The organism is Pseudomonas entomophila, assembly GCF_023277925.1.
Lineage (GTDB): Bacteria > Pseudomonadota > Gammaproteobacteria > Pseudomonadales > Pseudomonadaceae > Aquipseudomonas > Aquipseudomonas entomophila_D.
Genome location: NZ_CP063832.1, coordinates 584,366 through 608,618, shown reverse-complemented (window position 1 = coordinate 608,618; position 24,253 = coordinate 584,366). Strand labels below are relative to the sequence as shown.

Below are 24,253 nucleotides of genomic sequence, written 5' to 3'. Positions count from 1 at the left end.
TTCGGGGCTAACCCTCGGCCCGCCACAGCACCGGCCAGAACTCCGGTTTCACATAACCGCAACGGTCCATCCTGGCCACCCGCTCCGGGCGCATGAGCGCACCGTCGTAGCGCCAGTGCTGCACCAGGCCACAGCCGCGTTCGAGCAGGCTCTTGTCGGTGGCATACAGCTGGCCCGTGAGAGCGTCGAACGCCATGAAGCCACTCAGGTTGGGCGCCAGCAGTGGGACCGGTGCCTCTACGCTCAACTCGCTGACTTGATAGGGCGCACTGCGGGACACCCGGTACAGGTAGTTGGCGCAGAACTCCCCGCTGCATCCGGTGCTCAGGATCCCCAGGGCATGGGCTTCATCCAGCGGATGCAGCTCCAGGTTGTTGTAACGGCTGTCCTCCATCACCCCCTGCTCGGTCGCCCAGCGCAGCACCGCATCCCCCATCTCCTGGCGGTGGTTGTCATCCAGTGCCGGCGCCGCGATGTAGCGCGGCAAATGCGCCACGGGCGGTGCGGCGGGCACGCTGGCGGCGGGCGCATCCCCCACCCGCACCAGCGCATCGGCATGCCCGACCCGCGCCTGCACGGCATCGATCGCCAGCAGCGCGGCGCTGAGCCCCTGCAACGAAGCGACCACTTCGCCATCCTCGGTGAGCGCGCTCAGCCGTTCGCCATTGCGCAGTTGACGCAGCAACGCCAGTGCCTCATCGCCTTCAAGGCGCAGGTCGTAATCGTACTGACGCTGGATAGGCTGCCAGCCGGCCGACAGCGGCTGGCCATCGAGCAACAGCTGGTCCACATAGGTCGGCCCCACGCGCAGGGTCAGTTCGAGCGTGCCCTTGGGCCCCGCCTCGCGGCGCACGATGGTGTGCAGCCCGGTCATCAGCTCATCGTCAATCGCCAGCAAGGCCGTGCAGGCGCGGGTGTTGTCGCAGCCCACCGCCCAATCCTTGATCTCGCGGTACAGCGGCACCGGCTCAGGGGCCGCCGCCACCAGGCCCGGCAACAGCGCCAGGGCCAACCAGTTCCATCTTGTCGCACGTTCCATGCTGCGTCCTTGAGTCAGCTCGTCTCGAAAGGCGCCATGATTGCAGATACGCGGCAGAGTACAAGCACGGCCGCAGTGGTGACTGGCCACGGGTTTCTGGCAGTATCGCGTCTACCCCCACGGCCAGAAGCGTGACGATGCCCGAAACCGCCAGCCCCCTGCTGCACGCCCTGCGCGAAGGCACCCGCGCCTGCCACAAGGGCCTGGAACAACGCCTGCCGTTCTTCAGCGCAGGTTTCGACCTGCCGGCCTACCGGCGCCTGGTCGAGGCCTACCATGGCTTCCACGCGCCACTGGATGCCGCACTGGCCGGCTACCAGCCCCTCGAGCGACGCAAAGCGCCGGCCCTGGCCCGCGACCTGCGCGCCTTGAACCACACGCCCCACGCCATCGCCGCCCTGCCCCGCTGCCACTCCCTACCCGGCATCGACAGCGCGGCCAGCGCCCTGGGCGTGATGTACGTGCTCGAAGGCTCCACCCTCGGTGGCCAGGTGCTCAAGCGCGCCATGGCCGAACGCCTGGGCATCGACGCCGACAGCGGCGGCGCCTTCCTCGATGTGTATGGCCCGGCGACGGGCGCGAACTGGCGGGCATTCCTGCAACGGCTGGCCGAGGCGAGCGCTACAACCCAGGCCCAATCGGTCGACGCCGCCATCGCGACTTTCGAGTGCTTCGAGCAGTGGCTCGATCAACAAGGCGTGCTACTGCAGCCGGCCCTCCCCCTGTAGGAGCCGGCCTTGCCGGCGAACACCGGCAAAGCCGGTGCCAGGCACCCGCTTCAGGGCAATTCAGTACACCAGTCAAGCCAACCGCCCGCCCCGCCTGCCGACCAAGCGCAGCAACCGGGTGCCCCACGGCGTCAACACGATCGCCACCAGGCACAGCCCCCCGCACAACGCGGCGAACCCCAGTGCGCGCACCGGATGCAAAGGGTTGAAGTAGACCAGCACCACCAGCACCAGCAACAGCGCCAACCCATAACGGACCGCCGCCTGCGGGATGGCCACCATCAGCAGGTTGAAGAAGATGAACGTGTAGAACACCAGCATCGTGGCCAGGCCGACCCCGACGCCACGCGCCATGGGCGGGCCGACGTGCGCCCGGTAGAGGTCGAAGCCTAGCTGCAGTAGAAAGGGAAAGGCCACGCAGGCCAGGGTGTGCAACAGCAGGCGTGAAAACAGCGGCAACATTCTTCCTTGGTCCTATAGCCGGCCTGCAATCCCGAAAGGCCTTTGGCGGGGTTGCGGATGCTACGGGCAAGGCTGGCTGTCGACAAGCCACAGGCACCTTCGCAAGCAACCTCTCGATACAAGCAGCTGCTTTATGAACCAGGGTCATTGGCATCAACATCCCCACGTCAAAGACGTAGGGATGCGGTATGCTGACAATCATTGAGGCCCCACTTTTCTCAAAGCTGTGGCCAGACTACTGGAGCCTGGACGAACACGGCGCCTTCATGCACTACCTTGCCAACGAACCGGAAGCCGGAGCGGTCGTGCCAGGTTCGGGAGGGTGTCGCAAAGTTCGCTGGAGCTTGGACGGCCGAGGCAAGCAAGGCGCTGTCAGGATTATCTACACAGCTCAGCTCGCAAGTGGCGCTCTGGTCGTGCTGCTCATCTATGGCAAGGGCGCCACAGACAACATTCCCGCGCATGTGTTGCGCAAGATCGCGAAGGAACTGAATCATGCCCCTGACTGAGAAAGATCTACTGCTGCGAGACAGCAAGCGCGATATCGGTGCCGAATTGCTTGAATCCATCCGTGATGTAAAAGCCGGGCACCATGGCGCCGTTCACCAGGTCGAGTTGACCCCAGCCGCCGAAGCGCGAAGCAGAACCGGGTTGTCACAGTCTCGGTTTGCCGAACTGTTGGGGGTCTCTGTACGCACCTTGCAAGAATGGGAGCAAGGCAGGCGCAAACCTTCAGGGGCTGCCCGCTCCTTGCTCCATATTGCCGCCTCGCGGCCGGATGTGTTTCGCGAAGTGCTGCAGGCGCGTTGATAGCGGCCCCAGTGCAAACATCGTAAGCCCATTCGCCGGCAAGCCGGCTCCTACAACGAGAGCCAAATACTTCTGATGTAGGAGCCGGCTTGCCGGCGAACGGGCTTCGGCACTAGCCGCGCTCTATCCCGTCGAGCACCGCCGACGACAGCGCCAGGCCTTTCTCCAGGGAGTTCTCCGTCGCCACCAGCAGGCTGCGCAACGGCTCGCCTGCCCTTTCCAATGCCATCGCATTGGTTTCATAGGCCGCCCGCAGCGCGGCCACGGCGCACACCAGCGCATCCTCGCCGTCGATGCCGGCGTGTACCGAGAACATGGGTGGGTGGGCGTCGTTGCAGGTGCCGAAATGGGCATGGGCCGTGGTTGGGCGTGGGGGGTGGGTTTTATTGCGAGGGTCGAGGCTCATGGGTGAACCTCCTGGGGTAAGGCTTGGGGTGGATCGGGCACTATTTTCAGCATGGTTCAGCACTCCTGTACCGTCATGGGAAAACTGCCGAAATCCGCTTGCACTCGAATAGGTGGCAGCTATGCGCAGGGGTGCAAGACCGAGGATACAGGAACCCGGCAGACCCGAAGGTCTCCCAACGCATAGCCGCCATTGAAGAACCCTTGTCGCAGATAGCGACAGGCTCACAAGGCGCTTTCGCGCTGTACCTGTACGGGCTTGCACACCCGGTCGTTGAATTGGCAACGACCGGGCGAGACTAAGGAATGCGGCAGGCTGGAACAACAGCGAAAAGGCCGTGAAAGCTTGAATGGGAAATGGACTACATGGAATCAGGAAAGTCTGAAGAGCATTCTTACAGCTTGCTTATTCGAGGCCTTTGGACGCAGGGCTTTTGACCGCGTATTGGCGGCCAGGTGTTCGCCGTCGGCCTTGCAGCGCGCTCGAGATCGAGCGCCGCCCGCGCGGCGCATCGCGGATGAATCCGCTCCTACGCTTGTTGCAACGTGCCGCACCTGTGAGGCCATGGTTGCCAGCCTTGGCGCATGGCGTGAACCGGGCGGGGCGGCGGCAGTGCCAGCCGAAAAACCGCGCCGTACCAACAAGGCGAACAACCATGGCCTAGCGGTCATGGCCACGTTGCAACAAGCGTAGGAGCGGATTCATCCGCGATGCGCCGCGCGGGCGGCGCTCGATCTGATAGGCGCTGCACCTCTCCCGTCGTACACCTCGAAGCTTCGCAAAATTCGGCAAAACCAGGGACCAAGGCCAGCCCTTCTTCATTTCTTCTTACTGATTGATTGCTAAGTAAGTGCCATTCAAATCCGTCCCCTTTTCCGGAAGCATATTAAGTAAGTGCCATTCAAATCTGTCCCCGTTTCCGAACCCCTTTCCGCAAATCTGCCCCCTTTCCCCGTTTTGCACCACTACATCATCTCGATTTCACGGATTTGTTTTTTATGTAGTCATCCAGATAACCCTCTAAGGGTTTTGCTGTTCCGAGAACATGAAGCTCACCAGACTGCCTATCAATCAAAAATGGGGCATTCCCTGCGAGCTGAGCTGACAACTCACCGGTCTCTATAAATTCCTTTGACTGGTAGCAGAAATACCACCCCTCGGAAAACTCACCTTCATATGTGATTTGCAAAGGAATTTCCGAATCCATTAAATATTCCTTTACCCTCTTCAACGCACATGCATAAGTGATCATCAATTGGTTCATTCAAATCTGCCCCCTTTTCCCTAAGCAGCCGCACAACCACTCCTTCAACACCTCTCCGTAGCCTGGCCTGCTTAATGAATAAACCTAAGCTTCCAATAATCACCACCCCTTACCCAATATCGTTCTACATCTGGAATCAAAAAGCCAAAATCTGAGCATTTAGCAAACCAATCAGCATAAGCCAGCTCTTCATGCGACCTACCATAATCCATGTGCATGTATATTTTTCTATCAAAATTAATATAAAACATTGGCAGTTTAGACACAGCTCTTCCAACAGAACAAATTACATCCGCCTCTAGCTCACCTCCCGACAAATAATAATTCTCAACAGTTCTCAGCAACCCTCCCTCCCCGGCTGAATTGAAATAATCCTCCAATTCCACTTTAGAGACAAGGGTTGCACTCGAGCAAACCAAATACTCCCGAAAATTATCAGAGGTAAGTTTTAAAACACCCCCCTAAACTCTTTGCATGCTTGCTCATACTGCTCCTGCGTTATATACCCCCTCTTCAAATACGCAGAATAATCCTTCTCCGCATCAAGAGAGAAATTATATTTATAATCTAAAACCCAATAGCACACCCCCTTACACACAAAAAAACACACACTTTTTTCACCACTCCACAACTCTTCAGATAGCAGTTCGTTAAAAGTCATTGTCCAAACCCCCTCAAGAATCCCTCTTGACTGTACACTCTGGAAAAATGGGGACAGATTTGTTTTATCTACTCTAATTTCGACCTGCCCGGCTTCCTTCGCTCAATACATCTGCCTTTAACCCACGCAAATTCATATACGACCCGACACAATCACTCGCTATCTCCTGAGCCACAAGAGTAAAAAATTAGAGTAGATAAAATTAATCCGCCCCCTTTTCTCCATATCACCGTAGGCCAAGACTAGCCCTTCTCCATTTTTTCTTACAGATCAAAGGATTGATTGCCAAGTAAGAGACATTCAAATCCGTCCCCTTTTCCTGTTCGCCTCCTTTCCTGTTTCTCACGTTCATCGGCAACAAAAAACTTTCCAGCAATAGCCAGCAATAGCCAGCAATAGCCAGCAATAGCCAGCAATAGCCAGCAATTAATATTAAAGCCTACCTGCCAAATCAAGTGCAACCGCCAATTTAATTTTATGCTGTCGAGAGCGAAGCAATTTCTCATATTCTTTTACAGCGGCCATCTCAAAACTTACCAACTCCCCACTCTCTCTTAAAGTCTCAAGCCAAACCACATCAACCCCATTAACCATTATTATATACAAATCCTCTGTCTGCTCAGGCGTCCAGCTCAGCACAAAAGCGCTATTAATACTCCCCAGCCTACTTTGTAAAATTGACAGCACTCTACCGCCCTGACTTCTAAGCCCACCCCATGACTTAGAAAGCCCCTCACGAAAATCCTGCTCAGCAAGGCTCCCAATTAGTTTCACTTGATAACCCCCGGAGTAGCTGTAACTAAATTTCCTAACTTATCAGTAAGTACAGTCATGGGAAAATGGGGACAGATTTATTTGATCTACTCTAATTTCGACCTACCCGGCTTCCTCCGCTCAATGCGTCTGCCCTTGACCCACGCAAATTCGTATACGACCCGACACAATCACTTGCGTTCTACGGAGCCTCAAGAGCAAAAATTAGAGTAGGAAAATAAATCTGCCCCCTTTTCCCGCGTCCCCATTTCCCGGTCAAATTCGGCAAAACCAGGGACTAAGGCCAGCCCTTCTTCATTTCTTCTTACTAATCAAAGGATTGATTGCTAAGTAAGTGCCATTCAAATCCCCCCTTTCCCCCTACACATTACGCAATACCCACCATCGACAACTCACTTCAGGTTCAAATATCACCCTAGCCTCTGAAGTCGACTCACAAATATCAAAAACAACACGAACCCCTGCCCCCGAACTATCCCGCACCAGTTCAATAGACTTTACATTTTCCGAGGAAACAATTGCCAACTCATGTGTAGCAAGCCTTAGGACCACCTGAAATGACTCCATTACAGCACTAAAAGAAATATCAACTTCAAGCCCACTATCTTTTGACTTCTTTATATAGCGACATAGAGCCAAGCCTGGATCTACCTCAACAGGCTCGATACCAAACTCCTCCAAAAAGTCATTTGTACTTGGAAATTCCATTGGGGTCTCCTCAGTGAAGTGGTATGACTGTGCTGAGCTTACGAGTTCCATCATCAAGAACCTGGAACGTGCTCTGGAAATTAGCAGCCTTACCTGATGGCCCCATGAACAAGGACTCTCTGACCTCAAATTTTCCGTACTGGTTGGAGAAAGTACTCATCACATTACCCTCGGCTTTGGCAGAAAGCGTCAAGTGTTCAGTCAGCATTTGACGACCAGCAGCATTGTCTGGAACACCAAGTCTCTTCATTTCAAGCGCTAGCTGATTCGAACGGGCAGCATTATGGGAGTTACTAGCAACACGGCCAAACAGATAGTCAAACTTACCTGATGCAATTTCTATTCCTTTTGCACCGTTAGCCCCCGGCAACGCCAACGGCTGCCCCACCGCCTTGCCATACGACCCTATCTCACTCACCCCATTCGGGTAAACGACCTTCATCGTATCGTCGGCCACCGTCACCACACTGCCTTTGGGCAGCACCTTCCCGCCCGCCAGCGTCACCGCCACGCTCAGCTGTACCGTGGTATTGGCCTGGATGACTTTGCTCTCAACGTAGGTCGCACCGCCCTTCAGGACAGCCTCCCCCACCTGCTCCGCCAACTTGGCTTCAACGGCCGCAGCCGCTTTGCCACCGACACTGGCCGCACGGCCTAACGGCAACACTCCCAGCAGGTCCTGGGTGAGGTTATTCACCCCGGCAACCGCATCGGACCGAACACGCTCCATCGTCCAGTCAGATGCATCGCTTGACCCATTGAACAGGCCGATCTCGGAGTAACGCTTCAGCGCCGTCCCCGCATCGAAGCGCTCGACATCGCCCTGCAGGTTGCCACTGATGGGCCCGAAGCTGCCGCTGCCATTGCTGGCAAACAACTGGCTGTCCGCCTTCTGCTCGGCTGTCGCCTGGAACGCCCGCACCTCCTTGCCATGCGCGGTGATGACCGAGCCATCCTTTCAGTGCAGCGGCGTGCCCTGCTCGCTCATCTGCCGCACGACCGAGTTGGCGAAGTCCATGTCACTGTCGAACTTCGCGGTCAGTGGGTTGCCTTGTTGCGAGCTGGCCTGCAGTTGGGCGCGCAGGGCGTTGTATTTACGCTCGGCACTGTTGTCCAGCTGGCTGTCACTGGCCAGTGTCAGCAACTCTTCCCAGGTGAACCCTTCCAGCTTCGGCTGCCCACGCTCACGCGTCAGCTCTGCCGCCTTCTCCTTGAGGCGATGAACAGACCTTGCTCAGGTCAATGCTCAATGTGCTGAAAACAGGCGATATTCTGTTGGGCGATGCCTATTACGCCACTTACTTTCTGTTGTGTGAGCTGCAGCGAAGGGGCATCGATGGCGTGTTCGAACAATATGGAGCACGGCGGCGCAGTACTGATTTTGCTTTAGGACAACGTCTCGGATCGGATGACCATTTGATCGAGCTGAAAAAGCCTGCATGCAGGCCACCATGGATGAGCATGGCGCAGTATGAACAGGCGCCGCAGAGGCTGACGGTGAGAGAGCTGAAGGCCGGTGGAAAGATCCTGGTGACAACGTTGCAATGCCCAAAACAAACACCCAAGTCAGCCCTCAGGTCGCTCTACAAAGGACGCTGGCATGTCGAACTGGATTTGCGAAACCTGAAGGCAACGTTGGGATTGGGGAAACTGAGCTGCAAAACCCCAGGGATGGCGGTCAAGGAGCTGTGGGTCTATCTGCTGGCACGCAACCTGATCCGGATGCTCATGTCGCAATCAGCGTTAATGGCCGATTGCTTGCCCCGCGAGCTGAGTTTCAAGCACAGTCTCCAGCTATGGCTGGCGCTACGACAGCGCAGCTACGGTGATGGGGAAGATCAATTAGCAGATTTGCTGATGCTGATTGCTCAAAGGCGTGTGGGCAACCGGCCTGGTCGTGTCGAGCCTCGGGCCATAAAACGAAGGCCTCAGGCCTACCCCTTGCTGACCAAGCCACGTCGATCAGCAAGGGCAGAGATCAGAAGATATGGGCATCCGAAGCATGTTAAGTAAGTGCCATTCAAATCCGCCCCCTTTTCTCCCTTTTCTCACCACAAAAGGCTGAAATTAGAGTAGGAAAATAAATCCGTCCCGAATGGCACTTACTTAGCCATCAACCCTTTGATCCATAAGAAAAAAATGAAGAAGGGCTGGCCTTGGTCTACGGTGATAGTTGCGAACACACACCATTAAGCCAAGGACGCAGCCCAGAATGGATCGTAGACGTCAAATCCTTCAGCATCAACAGCAGCGTTTTCGCCACCATGCTTCGACCAGTGACGCTCAGGCATTTTTCGATCTCCTCATGGCCCCCGAACTGCTAAAGCGTGTCGAGTCAGCGTTGCCAGCACATCGAGAGCGCCTATTCCCACCGACTGAAACGCTCTCGATGTTCCTGGCTCAAGCAATGAATGCTGATCGCTCCTGCCAGCAGGCGGTCAATGACTTTTCCATCAAGCGATCCTGCAACGGTATGAAGCCCAACAGCACTCGTACAGGCGCCTTCTGCAGAGCCAGACAGCGCCTACCGGTGGAGATGGTCTCAACACTGGTTCGTCACACGGCTTCATCGATCAGTGATCAAGCCCCCTCGTCGTGGCGTTGGAGGGGACGGCCCGTGCGTCTTGTTGATGGAACAACCGTTTCGATGCCCGACACGGCTGCCAATCAGGTTGCATATCCACAATCACGGGGGCAGAAGGTCGGCCTGGGTTTCCCACTCTGCCGAATGGTTGGCATTGTCTGTCTATGTAGCGGTACCGTTCTGGACGCTGCTTTGGGCCGCTTCAGAGGCAAAGGCGGCGATGAACAGACCTTGCTCAGGTCAATGCTCAATGTGCTGAAAACAGGCGATATTCTGTTGGGCGATGCCTATTACGCCACTTACTTTCTGTTGTGTGAGCTGCAGCGAAGGGGCATCGATGGCGTGTTCGAACAATATGGAGCGCGGCGGCGCAGTACTGATTTTGCTTTAGGACAACGTCTCGGATCGGATGACCATTTGATCGAGCTGAAAAAGCCTGCATGCAGGCCGCCATGGATGAGCATGGCGCACTATGAACAGGCGCCGCAGAGGCTGACGGTGAGAGAGCTGAAGGCCGGTGGAAAGATCCTGGTGACAACGTTGCAATGCCCAAAACAAACACCCAAGTCAGCCCTCAGGTCGCTCTACAAAGGACGCTGGCATGTCGAACTGGATTTGCGAAACCTGAAGGCAACGTTGGGATTGGGGAAACTGAGCTGCAAAACCCCAGGGATGGCGGTCAAGGAGCTGTGGGTCTATCTGCTGGCACACAACCTGATCCGGATGCTCATGTCGCAATCGGCGTTAATGGCCGATTGCTTGCCCCGCGAGCTGAGTTTCAAGCACAGTCTCCAGCTATGGCTGGCGCTACGACAGCGCAGCTACGGTGATGGGGAAGATCAATTAGCAGATTTGCTGATGCTGATTGCTCAAAGGCGTGTGGGCAACCGGCCTGGTCGTGTCGAGCCTCGGGCCATAAAACGAAGGCCTCAGGCCTACCCCTTGCTGACCAAGCCACGTCGATCAGCAAGGGCAGAGATCAGAAGATATGGGCATCCGAAGCATGTTAAGTAAGTGCCATTCAAATCCGTCCCCTTTTCCCGCGTCCCGCCCCCTTTTCCCGAAGATATTCGCCAGCGATAACAGCACCTTCAATAGCCGGCAATTAATATTAAAGCCTACCTGCCAAATCAAGCGCAACCGCCAATTTAATTTTATGCTGCCGAGAGCGAAGCGATTTCTCATATTCTTTTACAGTGGTCATCTCAAAACTTACCAACTCCCCACTCTCTCTTAAAGCCTCAAGCCAAACCACATAAACCCCATTAACCATTATTATATACAAATCCTCTGCCTGCTCAGGCGTCCAGCTCAGCACAAAAGCGCTATTAATACCCCCCAGCCTACTTTGTAAAATTGACAGCACTCTACTACCCTGACTTCTAAGCCCATCCCATGATTTAGAAAGCTCCTCACGAAAATCCTGCTCAACAAGGCTCCCAATTAGTTTCACTTGATAACCCCCGGAGTAGCTGTAATTAAATTTCCCAACTTATCAGTAAGTACAGTCATGGTAGAGGTTGGCTGACCACTGAATTTATCAACACCGACAGGCTGAGCAAGATTTATTTCTCGGACATATCTAATACCCTGTGCGCTTTCGAGTGTTCTGATTACGGGAGCACCAACCACCTCTTTACTTTTAAGCAACATACGAAGCTCACCTTGAGAAACTGTGAACTGGCTTGCATTCACTTCTGAATTGAAATGACGGCTAACAACGTGCTCCCAACCTGCACTTTTGTTACCAGTCATCAAGTTGACACGTGACTGGACACGCCCAGGAACTTGAGTCGCTGTTTCAGCGGCCGTCGCGGCCCCTTTTGCACCGTTAGCCCCCGGCAACGCCAACGGCTGCCCCACCGCCTTACCATACGACCCTATCTCACTCACCCCATTCGGGTAAACGACCTTCATCGTATCGTCGGCCACCGTCACCACACTGCCTTTGGGCAGCACCTTCCCGCCCGCCAGCGTCACCGCCTCGCTCAGCTGTACCGTGGTATTGGCCTGGATGACTTTGCTCTCAACGTAGGTCGCACCGCCCTTCAGGACAGCCTCCCCCACCTGCTCCGCCACCTTGGCTTCGACGGCCGCAACCGCTTTGCCGCCGACACTGGCCGCACGGCCCAACGGCAACACATCCAGCAGGGTGAAGTCCTTCAACCCGCCAATGGTCGAGTCCCGGACACGCTGCATCGTCGTATCGGACGCATCGCTTGACCCATTGAACAGGCCGATCTCGGAGTGACGCTTCAGCGTAGTCCCCGCACCGAAACGCTCGACATCGCCCTGCAGGTTGCCACTGATGGGCCCGAAGCTGCCGCTGCCATTGCTGGCAAACAGCTGGCTGTCCGCCTTCTGCTCGGCCGTCGCCTGGAACGCCCGCACCTCCTTGCCATGCGCGGTGATGACCGAGCCATCCTTCCAGTGCAGCGGCGTGCCCTGCTCGCTCATCTGCCGCACGACCAAATTGGCGAACTCCATGTCACTGTCGAACTTCGCGGTCAGTGGGTTGCCTTGTTGCGAGCTGGCCTGCAGTTGGGCGCGCAGGGCGTTGTATTTACGCTCGGCGCTGTTGTCCAGCTGGCTGTCACTGGCCAGTGTCAACAACTCTTCCCAGGTGAACCCTTCCAGCTTCGGCTGCCCACGCTCACGCGTCAGTTCAGCCGCCTTCTCCTTGATCAGGCGCTTCTCCTCAGGGTGCAACTGACGGTTGTACGCCGTCGCGTCCTTGGCGATGTCGATCCCGGTCTGCAGGTCGCCACCGACCATCGCCGCCGAAGTCAGACCCACCAACTGCGAAGCCATCAGTTCCAGTTGCTTGTCACCCTTGACCAGCTTGCTCAAGCCTTCGCTCATCGCCTCGTTGGCGCCCGCCGCCAGTGCGCCGGTGGCAAAGCCCTTGCCCGCAGCCTCGCTAAGCAGGCCGCCGACCAGTGCATGCAGCGCGGTCTTCTCGACGCTGGCGTTCGCCCACTTGTGATCGCTGGCGAAGTCACCCACGGCATTGAACGCCACGCCACGCAGCACGCCTTGCGCCTGGGAGGCCAGGGAGTTGCGCAGGTTGTCCTTGAGGCTGCCACCCTGCAGAGCCGTGCTGAACGACGCCTGGGCGGCGCCCTGCGCAGCTGAGTAGGCGGTGAACTTGCCGATATCGGACAGCTTGCTGAGGTCGAAGCCCTTGGTCACCCGGTTGACGTTGTCCCCCGTGACCCCGAACGCGTTGTCCAGCACGCCGGCGGTAAAGCCGGCGGTCAGCGCGCCTGTGGCGTAGCCGCGCAGGCTCTGGCTCGAGGTGACATCCTTGAACGTCGCGCCCAGGTTGCCGCCGTTGTTGATGAAGCTGACCGCGCCGTTGCTGGCCATCCCCGTCAGCACCGAGGAGGCCATGACATTGCCCCAGCCAGCAGCCACCGTAGTGGTCGCGGCGGTCGTCGCAGCGGTCGTCGCGGCAGCAGTGGTCGCGGCTGCCGTCGCAGCGGTGCTCGCAGCGGCAGTGGTCGCAGCGGCGGCCGTGGCGGTGGTCGTGGTCGCAGCCGTGGCAGTGCCTGCCGCCGCCATTACCGAACCGGACCCCGCAGTGGCGCCCGCAGCAGAACCTACCGCCGCACTTGCAGCCCCGGCCGTCAACACGGTCACGACAATGATGATCGCCAGCATGGCCCCTTGGCCGAGGCTGGAATTGCTGTACTTGAAGCTGTCGTGCAGTTCCTGGACCTGGCGCCAGTCCACATCGCCACGCTGCTCGGCGTCCTTGAGCCAGGCCAGCTTGGGATCGGCCTGGACCATGGCGTTGATCGCCTGGTGCACCGACTTCTGGTCAATCTGCTTGATGTCGATGTTCAGGCCATCGACCGCTCTGATCGCCAGTTCGCCCTGGGCGACCATCTGCGTCTGGCGCAGGGTCTCGTCGGTGTGGCCCTTGCCTTTGGCACTGGTCCACGCCAGATCGCTCTTGCTCTTCTGGTGGCTCTCCTGATGCAGGTCCTTGACCGCTTCGAAGGTAACCGCGCCGCCGCTGGCGATGGTGATGTCCTGGCCGCTGTCGAGCTTGGCCGCCTGGTACAGCTGGTCGCCGCCGCTTTGCAGGGTCTGGTTGCCGCCGCTGATGACCTCGCTGCCCACCTGGGTCACCTTGGTCACTTCATCACGCTGGGTCTTCTTGCTGCCGAAGCTGCCCTTCTTTTTCTTGTCATACAGCGAGTAATCGCTGTCTTCGGCCGCCAGCAAGCCCAGCCGGCCGCCCGCAACCAGGTAGGCCTCGTCCCCGGCCTCGACCCGGCTGGCGCTCATCGCCAGGTCCTGGCCGGCGATCAGGGCGACGTCGCCACCGGCCTTGACGGTGGTGGACACCTGCTGCACGTGGTCTTCACGCGCCTTGACCTTCTTGGTGTTCACCGCCGAATGCTGCTCGTTGGCCGCCGAGATCAGGCTCAGGCCGGCACCGGCCGACATCGCCACGTCGCGCTTGGCTTCGATCTGGCTGGCAATCGCCGCCAGGTCCCGGCCGGCGACCGCCGATATGTCACGCCCGGCCAGGACCGCGGAGCCATGCTGGGTGATTGTCGAGCTGTTGTGGCGCGCCGCCGCGTTGGCATGGCTGCCGACCTGCTCGACCACGCCCAGGCTCAGGTCGCGCCCGGCCTGCAGGGTCAAGTCGCGACCGCTCTGCAACACGCTGGCGCTGCTGATGACGTCGCGCCCGGCCTTGACGCTCAGGTCGTTGGCCGCCTCGATGCGGGCCGCGCTGTCGAGGAAGTCGGTGCGCTCGCTGAGCACGCCGTCGCTGCTTTCGTGCACGGTGACGCTGCGCTCGTTGAGCACGCTGCCGTTGGTGGCGACCAGCGACACATCGCGCCCAGCGATAATGCCACCGGCCTTGTTGACGATGTTGTTGCCAGCCAGCACATCCAGGCGGCCACCCGCTTCGATCAGACCGCTGTTGACCAGGTCGTTGCCGACCGTGCCGGTGAGCTTTTCGAGGGCGCGCAGGGTACCGGCGTTGTCGAGGTTCTGGCCGGCGATCAGATTGACGTTGTTACCGGCAATCAGCGCGCCGTTGGGCGCCAGGCGTTGGTTGGCGTGGGCCAGGTAGAGCACCGGCGCCAGCACTTCCTCGCCGCGCACCGTGGTCTTTTCCAGCCAGACGATGTCGTGGGTCAGGGCCGCGACCTGCTCGGCGCTCAGGCTCACGCCCACCGCCAGGTTGAGCTGCTGCTTGCTCTTGATGGCGTTGTCCATCAGGTACTTGAACAGCTTCTCGTCGGTGTTCTGGCCGTCGATGAAGCGCTGGCCGGTACGGGCCATCACCGCATCGCGGATCAGGCGCTGCTCGTAGAAGCCGTCACCCAGGCGCTTGGCGCTCTGGTCGGGGTTGTAGCCGAGGTTGGCGAGCAGGTAGTCCGAGCTCATGAACTGCTTGAGTTCGGTCAGTGCCGGGTTGGTTTCGACCAGGTACTTGTGCGGCTGCGGCTGCGCCTGGCGCTCGGGCAGGCCCTGCACGCGGGTGATGGCCTGGCTGGCGACCAGGGTCGGTACCTGGGCCGGTTCAACCACGGCGACCACGCTCGGCGTCGGCTCGGCAACGGCGAGCGGCGCCTGCGCTTCGATGCCTTCGACCCGGGTGATGGCACCCGGCTGGCTGCGCACGGGCTGTAGCGTACCGACATCGGCGCTGCCGACGCCGGCCACTTCGATCACACTGGCGCGGGTATCGATGCCAGCGGCCTCGCGTGCCGCCACCGTCACTTCACGGGTGCTGGCGGCCAGTGGCGTGACCGCGTCCAGCTGGAGGGTCCGGCCTTGGCTGTCAGGCTGTTGCTGGCGCTGGGCCAGGTCGACGCTGGCCCCACCCAGGGTCCAGTGCTGCGCCGTGCTGCTGCCCTGGGCCGCCTGCGCGCTGCTGGCGCCCTGCTCGCTCAGGCGGAACAGGCCGTTCTGGCTGGTCGGCAGGCTGAAGCCCGGTAGCGTCACCGGGTTGACCTGCTGCTGGGCCAGGTCCGGCGGTAGCTGGGCGTTGATCGAGACTGCGGTGGAGTAGCCGCTGCCCGCGCCGGTGTCGGTCTTGGTGCGCCCGGCCGCGATATAGGCGTAGTGCGAGCGGACCACGCTGTTGTTGATGTTCTGCGCGGCATTCAACGCCACGTTGCCGCCGGCCTGGATCACCGCGTCGTAGGCCTGGCCATCACCGTTGAGGGTGGTGACTTCCCTGGCAATCATGCCGCCGCCCATCAGGCTCAGGAAGTTGCTGAGGTCGGCCTCGACCGTCGCCGACGGTTTGGTGGCGTTCCTGGCGTTGAAGGCGGCCGCGGCCGGAATCGCGCCGTGGATCTGTTTGACGTGGCTGACGAACTTGCGGGTGGTCTTGGTCTCCTGGGCCTGCAAGCCTTTGTTGTTGATGGTGACGGCATTGGCGGTGAGGTTGCCGGTGGCGCTGATCGCGCTGCTGCTGTTGTTCAGCACCTGGGCGTTGATCAGCAGGTCGGCGCCGCTGTTGAGGTTGGCGGCGGCACTGCTGCGGGTGACAGTCAGGCTGTCGACCTCATCGATCTGCCACAGGCCATTGCGCCGGCCTTTCTTGCGGAAATCACAGCCGGGGCCAGGGATCAGGTTGCAGTCGAGCTCGGTGATCTTGATCGACTTCTTTTCCGGCTCCGTATGGTCGAACACGTCACGCAGGTTGTTGACGGTGGTGGCGTTGATCGTCAGGTTGCGACCGCTTTCGATCGTGCCCGAGCGGTTGTCCAGCAGGTCGGCCTTGGCCTGGCTCGGGTCACGGGCGATCAGGACGTTGCCCAGGCCATAGACGTCGGCGTAGCTGTTGGTGAAGCTTGCGGCCAGCAGGCGCATGTCGCCGCCGCTGGTGATCAGGCCCTTGCTGTTGAGCAGCACCGGGGTGGTCAGGGTCAGGTCTTCACCGCTGGCCAGCGTGCCGCTGTTCGTGACGCCACCCGCCGTCAGCGTGAGGTTGTCGGCGGCGGTCAGGCGGCCGGCATTGTTGAGCTGGCCGGCGACGTTGACGGTGGTGTCCTGCCCGCTCGCCACGCTGCCGGCGGCGCCCAGGTCCAATTGCCCGGCGCTCAGGCCGAGGTCGCCCAGGCTGCTGTAGCGACCGTTGCCGCTGTAGCGCCCGGCCAGGGTCAACTGCGCCGAGCCATCGCTGGCGATCAGGCCGTCGTTGTTCCAGTTGCCGCCGGTGCCCACCAGGCGGTCCGAGGCCAGCAACTGGCCCTGGGCGGTCTGGTTCAACTGGTTGACGTTGAGGGTCAGGCGCCCGGCCTGGATCACGCTGCTGTTGGTCCAGGTGTCCGCGGTCAGCGTCAGGCCGCCACGGGTCAGCACGTTGCCACCGGCGTCGAGCAGGTTGGCGGTGGCGACATCGAAGGTGCCGGCGCCGCCGTGCAGCAGGCTGCCACCCTGGTTGCGCAGGCCGGCGACGTTCAGGGTGAAGTCGGTGTTGCGGGTTTCCAACTGGCCGTTGCGGTTGTCGAACACGCCGCCGATCTGCAGGTCGGTCTTGCCATCGACGCCCAGGGCGCGCAACTGGCCGCCCTGGTTGTCGACGCCGCTGGCCTTCACGGCGAGGGTGCTGTCGGTTTCGATCACCCCGGCGCGGTTGCCGAGCTGCCCGTCCAGCGCCAGTTCGACCCGCCCGGCGGCGATCTGGCCGGCGCTGTTGTCCAGGGTCGTGCCTTTGAGTTTCAGCAGGTTGCTGGCGTACAGGCCGCCGTTGGTGTTGACCAAGGTGGCGGTGTTGATCAGCGCATCGCCGTTCTGGGCGGCGATACGGCCGTGCTGGTTGTCGATGCTGCCTGCGGTCAGGTCCAGGCGCTGGCCATGCAGGACACCGCCCTTGCCGGCGCCGTCCTGGCCGTTGAGCAGCTTCTGGTTGGCCTCGATGCGCAACAACCCCTTGAGGCTGGCCAGGGTGCCACCCTGGTTGTTCAAGGTACTGGCCTTGACGTCGACGTCCCCGGTGCTGGCCAGCAGCTTGCCGCCCTGGTTGTCGAGCTCGCCATCAATGGTGAGGTTCAGGCCGCCCTGGCCTTGCATCAGGCCGCCACGGTTGCTCAGCCTGGCGGCGGTGACCTGCAGGTCGGCGCCTTCGCTATAGATCAGGCCGTCGGCGTCGTTGCGCAGGATGCCGGTGGTGGTGATCGCCATGCGGCCCTTGCTCACCACGGTGCCGTGCTGGCGGTTGTCGAGGCTGCCGGCCAGCAGGGTCAGCAGGCCCTGGCTGGCGATCTGACCACCCTGGTTGTCGACCTGGGTCGCGCGTTGCAGCAGCAACGGGCCGCCGCTGGCGAGCTTGCCGTTGGCGTTTTCCAGCTTGCCGAGCAAGTCGAGGGTCAGGCCGCCGTTGCTGGCCAATGTGCCGCCCTGGTTGCGCAGGTCGGTGGCGGTGACGGTCATGGCTTGCTGGCCATTGACGGTGCCGCCCTGGTTGTCGAGGGTGGTGGCTTGCAGGCCGAGTTCGGCGCCGCTGTCGATCAGGCCGCCGGCGCCATTGTTCAGCTCACCGGCGATGGTCAGGCTCTGGCCGGCGCCGCTGGAAAGGATGCCGGCCGTGTTGTCGAGGCTGGCGGCCGCGACGCTCAGCCGGCCCTGGCTGACCAAGGCACCGGCCGCGCTGTTGAGCAGGGCGCCGGACAGCTGCACATCCAGCGCGCCGTTGCGGCTGGACAGCGTGCCATGGTGGCGGTTGTCGACGCTCGCGCCGGTCACGGCCAGGCCTTTCCAACCGGACACCAGGCCGTTCTGGTTGAGCAGGCTGGCGGCGTTGATCGTCAGCACCTGGCTGCTGATCAGCTTGCCGTCGGTGTTGTCGAGCAGGTCGGTGGTCAGGGTCAGCGCCTGCTGGCTGGAGAGCTCGCCGCCCTGGTTGTTGATGGCGCCCAGGCGCTCCAGGGTCAGCGGCCCCTGGACGAGGATCTTGCCCTTGCGGTTGTCCAGGTCATTGCCGTTCAGGTCCAGGGTGACGGCATCCTCGCCAACCAGGCGGCCGCCCGCCAGCGCGATCGCGCCGAGGTCCAGGGCCATGGCGCCCTTGGCGGAGACTTCGCCGCCGCTGCCGGTGTCGAGGCTGGCGCTGTGCAGCTCGAGGCGGCCCTGGCTGTTGACCAGGCCGTTGGCGCTGTTGTCCAGGGCCATGGTACGTAGGGTCAGGGCCTGGTTGGCGCTGATCAGGCCCTGGTCGCGGTTGTCGAGGCGGCCGTCGCTGGTCAGCAGCAGGTCGCCACGGCTGCTCAAGGTGCCGCCGCGGTTGTCCACGGTGGCGGCGCGGGCATCGAGGCTGGCGGCGCCGATCAGGCCCTTGGTGTTGTCCAGCAACTGGGCGATGCGCAGGGTCAGGCCCTGGTTGCTCAGCAACTTGCCCTGGGCGTTGTCCAGGTGCTGGGCGGCGAAGGTGAAGGCCTGGGCGCTGGAAATCTCGCCCTCGTGGTTGCTGACGCCGGCGAGGTTGTCGAGTTGCAGCGGGCCGAGCGCGTTGATCAGGCCGCCCTGGTTGTTCAACTGGCCTTTGTGCAGGTCGAGGGTCAGGCCGGCATCGCTGAACAGCTTGCCGCCCTGCTGGTCGAGGCCGCTGACGCTGGCGGTCAGGCCCTTGGCGCTGCCGATGCTGCCACCGTTGTTCAGTTGCCCGGTGGTCAGGTTCAGGGTATCGCCGCTGTCGAGGCGGCCGCCCTGGTTGTTCAGGGTGCCGGTGGTCAGCGTCGTCGCGCCTTTCCCACTAAGGCGCCCGTCCTGGTTTTCCAGGCCGGCGCTGCGCAGGGCCAGGGTACCGTCGGTGACCAGCTCGCCGTGCTGGTTGAGCAGTTGGCCAGTGACTTCGACCTTCAGGTCCTTGGCGCTGGACAGCCGGCCCTGGCGGTTGTCGAGGCTGGCGGCCTCGAGCACCAGGGTGCCTTCGCTGCTCAGCAGGCCGTCGCGGTTGTCCAGCTCGCCCGCCAGTCGCAGCACCAGCGGCTGCTGGCTGCGCAGGCTGCCGCCGTTGTTGTCCAGCCCGGTGCCGGTGAGTGTGAAGCGCTGGCCGCTGAGTTTGCCGCCGTTGCTGTTGAGCAGTTGGGCGACACCCAGGTTGAGGTGCTGGTCGGCCGTCACTACCCCGCCGTCGCTGTTGTCCAGGGTCTGGCCTGTCACGCTGAGGTCGGTGTTGCTGGTCAGTTCGCCCGCTCGGTTGTCGAGGCTGGCAACCTCGAGTTCCAGCGCTTTTGTAGCGCCGATCAGGCCGTTGCGGTTATCCAGGTTGGCAGCACTGATGCGCAGGGTGTCGGTGCCGACCAGCTTGCCGTCCTGGTTGTCCAGGCGGGTGGTTTCGAGGCTCAGCGCGCCCTTGCCGTGCAAGCTGCCGCCTTGGTTGTCGAGGTGGCTGGCATGCACCTGCGTGGCGCCATCGCCGACCAAGGTGCCGTGCTGGTTGTCCAGCAGGCCGTCGGCAGTGACCTGCAAGCCGCCCTGGCTGCTGATCACGCCATCGGCATTGGCCAAGCTGGCGCTGCGGCTGTCCAGGCCGTTGGCGCTGATGCGGCCTGCGAGGTTGCTCAACAGCTGCTCGATGCGCAGGGTCAGGGCCTGGTCGCTGACCAGCTTGCCGTGGCTGTTGTCGAGGCTGCGGGCCGCCAGGGTGAAGGCGTGCTGGCTGGAGATCTCGCCGTGCTGGTTGTCGACGCCGCCGAGTTGCTTGAGCACCAGCAGCGGTGCATTGATCACACCGGCGTTGTGCAGGTCGGCACCGTTCATGTCCAGGTCGAGCTGGGTGCTGCTGCTCAGCTCGCCACCCTGCTGCTTGAGGCCGCCGAGGTTGGCGGTCAGCAGCCCGGCGCTGGCGATGCGGCCGTCATTGTCGAGTTGCGTGGCCTTGAGGTCGAGGCTGCCGGCGGCGATCAGACGCCCACCGTCGCGGTTGTCGAAGCGCCCGCTGTCCACGATGGCGGCGCCTTCGCTCTTGAGCAGCCCCTGGCGCCGGTTGTCGAGGCTGGCGCTGGTCAGAGTGAGGGCCTGGGCACTTTCGACGACGCCGCCCTGGTTGATCAGCTCGCCGGTGCTGACAACCTTCAGCGCGCCGCCACTGGAGAGGCGGCCGTCGCTGTTGTCGATGCGCTGGCCGTGCAGGTCCAGGGTCCCTTCACTGGTGAGCTTGCCGGCGCTGTTGTCCAGCCCCGCCGCCAGTTGCAGCGTCAGCGTTTTCCCGGCGCCAAAGCTGCCCCCGGCATTGTCCAGGCGGTCACCGGTGAGGTGGACAGCCTGGCCGAACACCAGCCCCTTGGCCTGGTTGATCAGCTCGGCGACGGTCAGTTGCAGGGTGGTGCCGGCCAGCAGCTTGCCGGCGCTGTTGTCCAGGTGCTGGCCAGTGAGTTCGGTGCCGGTCTGGCTGGACAGCTCGCCGGCGCGGTTGTCGATGCGCTCGACCGTGAGTGTCAGTGCCTTTTTCGCCCCGACCATGCCGCCATCGCGGTTGTCGAGGCGGCTGCCGGTGAGCGCCAGGTCGCCTTGGGCGACCAGTTCACCGCCCTGCTGCGCCAGCACCCCCACGGTGGCCCGCAGGTCGTGCTTGCTGGAGATTCGACCCTTGTCATTGTCGATGGCATCCAGGGTCAGGGTGACCGGCCCCTCGGCACTGACCAGGCCCTGCTGGTTGCGCAGGTGCTGGCCGCTCAGGGTCAGGCCCTGCTTGCTGTTGAGCACGCCCTCGCGGTTGTCCAGCTGGCCGACACGCAGCACCTGGCCCTGGTTGGCGCGCAGGGTCCCGCCGCGGTTGTCCAGCTGCGCGGCCTGCAGGTCGTTCACGCCGTGGGTCTGGATGCTGCCCTGGGCCTGGTTGTCCAGCAGGCCATCCACCTTCACGGTCAGGCCGCCATCACTGAACAGGCTGCCGGCGTGGCTGTTGTCCAGGCTCGCCGCGTTCACCTGCACGTGGTGCTTGCCGCCCAGGGTGCCGCCCTGGTTGAGCAGCGCGCCATGGCTCGTCAATACAAGGCGGGTATCGGCCTCGACCTGGCCATTGCGGTTGTTCAGGGTGGCGACATCGATCACGCCGACACCGGCACTGGAGACTTCGCCCTTGACGTTGAGCAGTTCGCCCGCCAGGGTCAGGTCGAGCCCTTGGCGGCTGCCGAACACACCGTTGCTGTTGTCCAGGCTCGCCGCGGTTGCGCTCAGCCCGGCCGCCGACACCTCGCCCTTGACGTTGCGCAGCGCCTGCTCGAGGCGGATGTTCAGGGCCTGCTCGCTGAGCAGCTTGCCGCCGCTGTTGTCGAGGCCGCGCGCGGTCAGGGTGAAGCCTTGCTGGCTGGAGATCTCGCCGCTCTGGTTGTCGACCTGGGCCAGTTGCTTGAACACCAGCGGGCCGTGAGCGTTGATCAAGCCAGTGGCGTTGTTCAGGTACCCGCCGCGCAGGTCGAGGGTCAGCCCCTCGGTGCTGTACAGCTTGCCGCCTTCCTGCTGGTCGAGACCGCTGACGCTGGCGTCGAGCGCCTGGGTGCTGGCGATGTGGCCAGCCTGGCGGTTGTCCACCTGTGCCGCCACCAGCTTCAGGCGCTCGGCGCTGGTCAATTGCCCTTGCCGGTTGTCCAGGGCACCGGTGGTCACTTGCACGCTGCCGTCGCCGCGCAGGGTGCCGCCACGGTTGTCGAGGCTGGCGCTGTTCAGGGTCACAGTGCCCGCACTCAGCAGTTCGCCCTTCTGGTTGCTGAACGCCCCCGTGGTGCTCAGCACCAGGGGCGCGGCGCTGCTGGCACGGCCACCGTCATTGTCGGCGCTGGCGGCCTGCAGGGTCAGGCCGGCATCGCTGCGCAACGTCCCTTGGCGGTTGTTCAGCCCGGCGCTCAGTTGCATCGACAACTCGCGCTTGGCATACAGGCTGCCCTGTTCGCTGTTGTCCAACCGCGCCGCATGCAGCTCGACCGCCTGCTGGCCGGACACCAGGCCTTTGAGGTGGTTGTCCAGGCGCTGCAAGGTCAAGTGCATGTCGCCGCTGGCGAGCAGGCGGCCGCCGCTGCTGTTGTCGAGTTCACTGCCGGCCACTGTCAGGTCGGTGACGCTGGAGACTTCACCTGCACGGTTGTCCAGGGCTTGCACGGCCAGGGACATGGCCTGGCCCGAACTGACCAGGCCACCTTCACGGTTGTCCAGGCGGGTGCCGCCGATATGCAGCGTGCCCTCGGCCGAGACAATCCCGCCACGGTTGTCGAACTGCCCGACGCTGAGGTTCAGTACCTGCTTGCCGGTGATCCGGCCTTTGGCCTGGTTATTCAGCGCACCGCTGGCCACAAGGTTCAGCTGCTGGCCGGCCGTCAGCGTGCCAGCCTGGTTGTCCAGGCTGGCCACCTGGGCGCTCAGCACACCCTGGCTGGACAGCTCGCCCGCGTTGTTGTCCAGATGGCCGACCTTGGCATCGATGGCGCCGTCGGCCTTGATCAGGCCGCCCTGGCCGTTGTTCAGGCGGGTGGCTTGCAGGTCGCTCTGGCTGGCGCTGAGCAGCCGGCCGCCGCCACGGTTGTCCAGCGTCTCGGCGCTGGCCGTCAATTTGCGTTGGGCGCTCAAGGTGCCGCCCTGGTTGTCGAGGGTCTGGCTTGCGCTGACGTGCAAGTCGCGGCTGGCCACCACGCTCTGGCCGCGGTTGTCCAGGTGTTGGGCGCGCAACTGCACGTCCCCCGTGGCGTTGCGGCTGCTGTCGGGGTTGACCCCGGCTTCGACGATGCCGTGGTTGCTCAGGCGGCCGCCGCTGTCGAGGTTGACGCGCCCGGCGGCGGCGAGGGTCTGGCGGTTGTCCAGGTCGCCTTGGGTCTTGACCCGTACATCAGTGCCGGCGTACACCGCGCCCCGGGCATCGAGCTGGCCGGCGGCGATAGTCACCGCGCCTTGTTCTGCCTTGGCCTCGGCCAGGCGCAACTGGCCATTGGCATCGAGCTGGATATCGCCGCCGCTGGCGATCAACTGGCCGTCGAGCTTGACCCCCACACCGGCTTCGGTGCCGACCAGGGTGATGGCCCCGGCGTACATCCCCCCCAGGGCCGACGAGTCGATGGCCAGCTGTGGCGCGTCCGCCGGGTTGGCGGCCCGTGCCGTGGCCTTGAGGCTCTGGGCGTCGACGTCGTTGGCGCCAGCGACCACCGCCAGGTGGCGGGCCTGCAGCTGGGCATTGATCCTGGCGCTGCGGGTGATGATCTCGAACTGGTCGACATTGCTGGCGTTGAGCCCCGCGCCCTCGATGGCGACGCTGCCCTGCTCGACCTGGTAGCGCTGCACCTGGCCGTTCTCGATCACCGGCTGGCCGGTGGTGAGAGTGGCGCGTGGGGTGTTGAGGAAGCCGCAACCGTTGCAGGTGATGCCATAGGGGTTGGCGACGATGACATGGGCCGACTGCCCCGCCACTTCGGTGTAGCCGTTGAGCTGGCTGGGACGGGTGCCGTTGACCTCGTTGAGGATCACGTTCGCCGCGCGGCCCTGGAGCTGGTCGTTGCCGACGACGAAGCCGCCCAGCTGGGTGGCCTGGGTACGCTCGGTGGCGTTGTTGAGGATTACCCCCTGCTGGCCGACGTTGTAGTCGCTGAAGCGGTTGTGGGACAGGCCGGCGGCATTAGGCGTGGCGATGTTGATCACCGGCACGCCGTTGCCGGCCTGGCCGACGCGGGTGGCGCTACCGTTGACCACGATGCCGTCGGCCATGGCCACCAGCGGTTGCCAGAACATCATGTTCGCCAGCATGAACGCCAGGCCACGCTTGGACAGACCCCAGAAGGTGTCACGCGGTTTCAGGGCGGCGGAAGGCTGGCGAGCCAGGAAGGTGAACTGACGAACGTCCATGTCGGGCAT

The 24,253-nt window shown here is 62.0% G+C and carries 14 protein-coding genes and 2 pseudogenes; 5 read left to right on the top strand and 11 right to left on the bottom strand.

Going from position 1 to position 24,253, the window contains the following annotated elements; genetic code table 11:
* Positions 1–7 precede the first annotated feature (7 nt).
* Positions 8–1,039 carry a DUF1176 domain-containing protein gene (locus tag IM733_RS02690; RefSeq protein ID WP_248919420.1) on the bottom strand — a complete coding sequence of 344 codons (1,032 nt, stop codon included), beginning with the start codon at positions 1,037–1,039 and terminating at the stop codon, positions 8–10.
* A 137-nt stretch (positions 1,040–1,176) separates the two neighbouring features.
* Here IM733_RS02690 and IM733_RS02685 point away from each other — a divergent pair, with 137 nt between their 5' ends.
* Positions 1,177–1,767, top strand: a complete 591-nt coding sequence (locus IM733_RS02685) for a biliverdin-producing heme oxygenase (RefSeq protein WP_248919419.1) — start codon at positions 1,177–1,179, stop codon at positions 1,765–1,767.
* Positions 1,768–1,839: 72 nt separating this feature from the next.
* Here the strand turns inward: IM733_RS02685 and IM733_RS02680 are convergent, their stop codons facing one another.
* The gene (locus IM733_RS02680) at positions 1,840–2,229 is read right to left on the bottom strand and encodes a hypothetical protein (protein ID WP_248919418.1); all 390 of its coding nucleotides are present in this window, start codon (positions 2,227–2,229) and stop codon (positions 1,840–1,842) included.
* 188 nt (positions 2,230–2,417) lie between these two features.
* On the opposite strand from IM733_RS02680, the gene IM733_RS02675 reads away from it, so the two are divergent.
* The gene (locus IM733_RS02675) at positions 2,418–2,738 is read left to right on the top strand and encodes a transcriptional regulator (protein ID WP_248919417.1); all 321 of its coding nucleotides are present in this window, start codon (positions 2,418–2,420) and stop codon (positions 2,736–2,738) included.
* Entirely contained in the window at positions 2,725–3,039 is a 315-nt protein-coding gene (locus IM733_RS02670; RefSeq protein WP_248919416.1) for a helix-turn-helix domain-containing protein, read from the top strand. The genes IM733_RS02675 and IM733_RS02670 overlap by 14 nt, the downstream gene beginning before the upstream one ends.
* A 112-nt stretch (positions 3,040–3,151) precedes the next feature.
* On the opposite strand, the gene IM733_RS02665 is transcribed toward IM733_RS02670, so the two are convergent.
* The 7 genes and pseudogenes from IM733_RS02665 to IM733_RS02635 all read right to left on the bottom strand — a co-directional run bounded on the left by IM733_RS02665 (position 3,152) and on the right by IM733_RS02635 (position 7,996).
* Positions 3,152–3,445 (bottom strand): hypothetical protein, encoded by a 294-nt coding sequence (locus IM733_RS02665; protein WP_011533082.1) that lies wholly within the window; start codon positions 3,443–3,445, stop codon positions 3,152–3,154.
* A 970-nt stretch (positions 3,446–4,415) separates the two neighbouring features.
* Positions 4,416–4,709 carry a YrhB domain-containing protein gene (locus IM733_RS02660; RefSeq protein ID WP_248919415.1) on the bottom strand — a complete coding sequence of 98 codons (294 nt, stop codon included), beginning with the start codon at positions 4,707–4,709 and terminating at the stop codon, positions 4,416–4,418.
* A gap of 71 nt (positions 4,710–4,780) precedes the next feature.
* A pseudogene (locus IM733_RS25625) lies at positions 4,781–5,370 on the bottom strand (hypothetical protein).
* Positions 5,371–5,802: 432 nt separating this feature from the next.
* A complete protein-coding gene (locus tag IM733_RS02650; protein WP_248919414.1) occupies positions 5,803–6,144 on the bottom strand; it encodes a hypothetical protein in 342 nt (113 codons plus the stop codon).
* 360 nt (positions 6,145–6,504) lie between these two features.
* Positions 6,505–6,852 (bottom strand): hypothetical protein, encoded by a 348-nt coding sequence (locus IM733_RS02645; protein WP_248919413.1) that lies wholly within the window; start codon positions 6,850–6,852, stop codon positions 6,505–6,507.
* A gap of 10 nt (positions 6,853–6,862) precedes the next feature.
* Complete coding sequence (locus IM733_RS02640; protein WP_248919412.1) at positions 6,863–7,774, bottom strand: hypothetical protein; 912 nt, start codon at positions 7,772–7,774, stop codon at positions 6,863–6,865.
* A 36-nt stretch (positions 7,775–7,810) separates the two neighbouring features.
* On the bottom strand, positions 7,811–7,996 hold the full coding sequence (locus IM733_RS02635) for a hypothetical protein (RefSeq protein ID WP_248919411.1): 186 nt from the start codon (positions 7,994–7,996) through the stop codon (positions 7,811–7,813).
* A gap of 71 nt (positions 7,997–8,067) precedes the next feature.
* On the opposite strand from IM733_RS02635, the pseudogene IM733_RS02630 reads away from it, so the two are divergent.
* Together IM733_RS02630 and IM733_RS02625 are read left to right on the top strand one after the other, a co-directional pair.
* A pseudogene (locus IM733_RS02630) lies at positions 8,068–8,865 on the top strand (transposase); the annotation flags it as partial.
* A 199-nt stretch (positions 8,866–9,064) separates the two neighbouring features.
* Positions 9,065–10,450 carry an IS4 family transposase gene (locus IM733_RS02625; protein ID WP_248918673.1) on the top strand — a complete coding sequence of 462 codons (1,386 nt, stop codon included), beginning with the start codon at positions 9,065–9,067 and terminating at the stop codon, positions 10,448–10,450.
* 97 nt (positions 10,451–10,547) lie between these two features.
* Here the strand turns inward: IM733_RS02625 and IM733_RS02620 are convergent, their stop codons facing one another.
* Both IM733_RS02620 and IM733_RS02615 read right to left on the bottom strand, forming a co-directional pair.
* On the bottom strand, positions 10,548–10,889 hold the full coding sequence (locus IM733_RS02620; protein WP_248919410.1) for a hypothetical protein: 342 nt from the start codon (positions 10,887–10,889) through the stop codon (positions 10,548–10,550).
* Positions 10,886–24,244, bottom strand: coding sequence for a filamentous hemagglutinin N-terminal domain-containing protein (locus tag IM733_RS02615; RefSeq protein WP_248919409.1), 13,359 nt, complete (start codon positions 24,242–24,244; stop codon positions 10,886–10,888). The genes IM733_RS02620 and IM733_RS02615 overlap by 4 nt, the downstream gene beginning before the upstream one ends.
* Between the last annotated feature and the right edge of the window lie 9 nt (positions 24,245–24,253).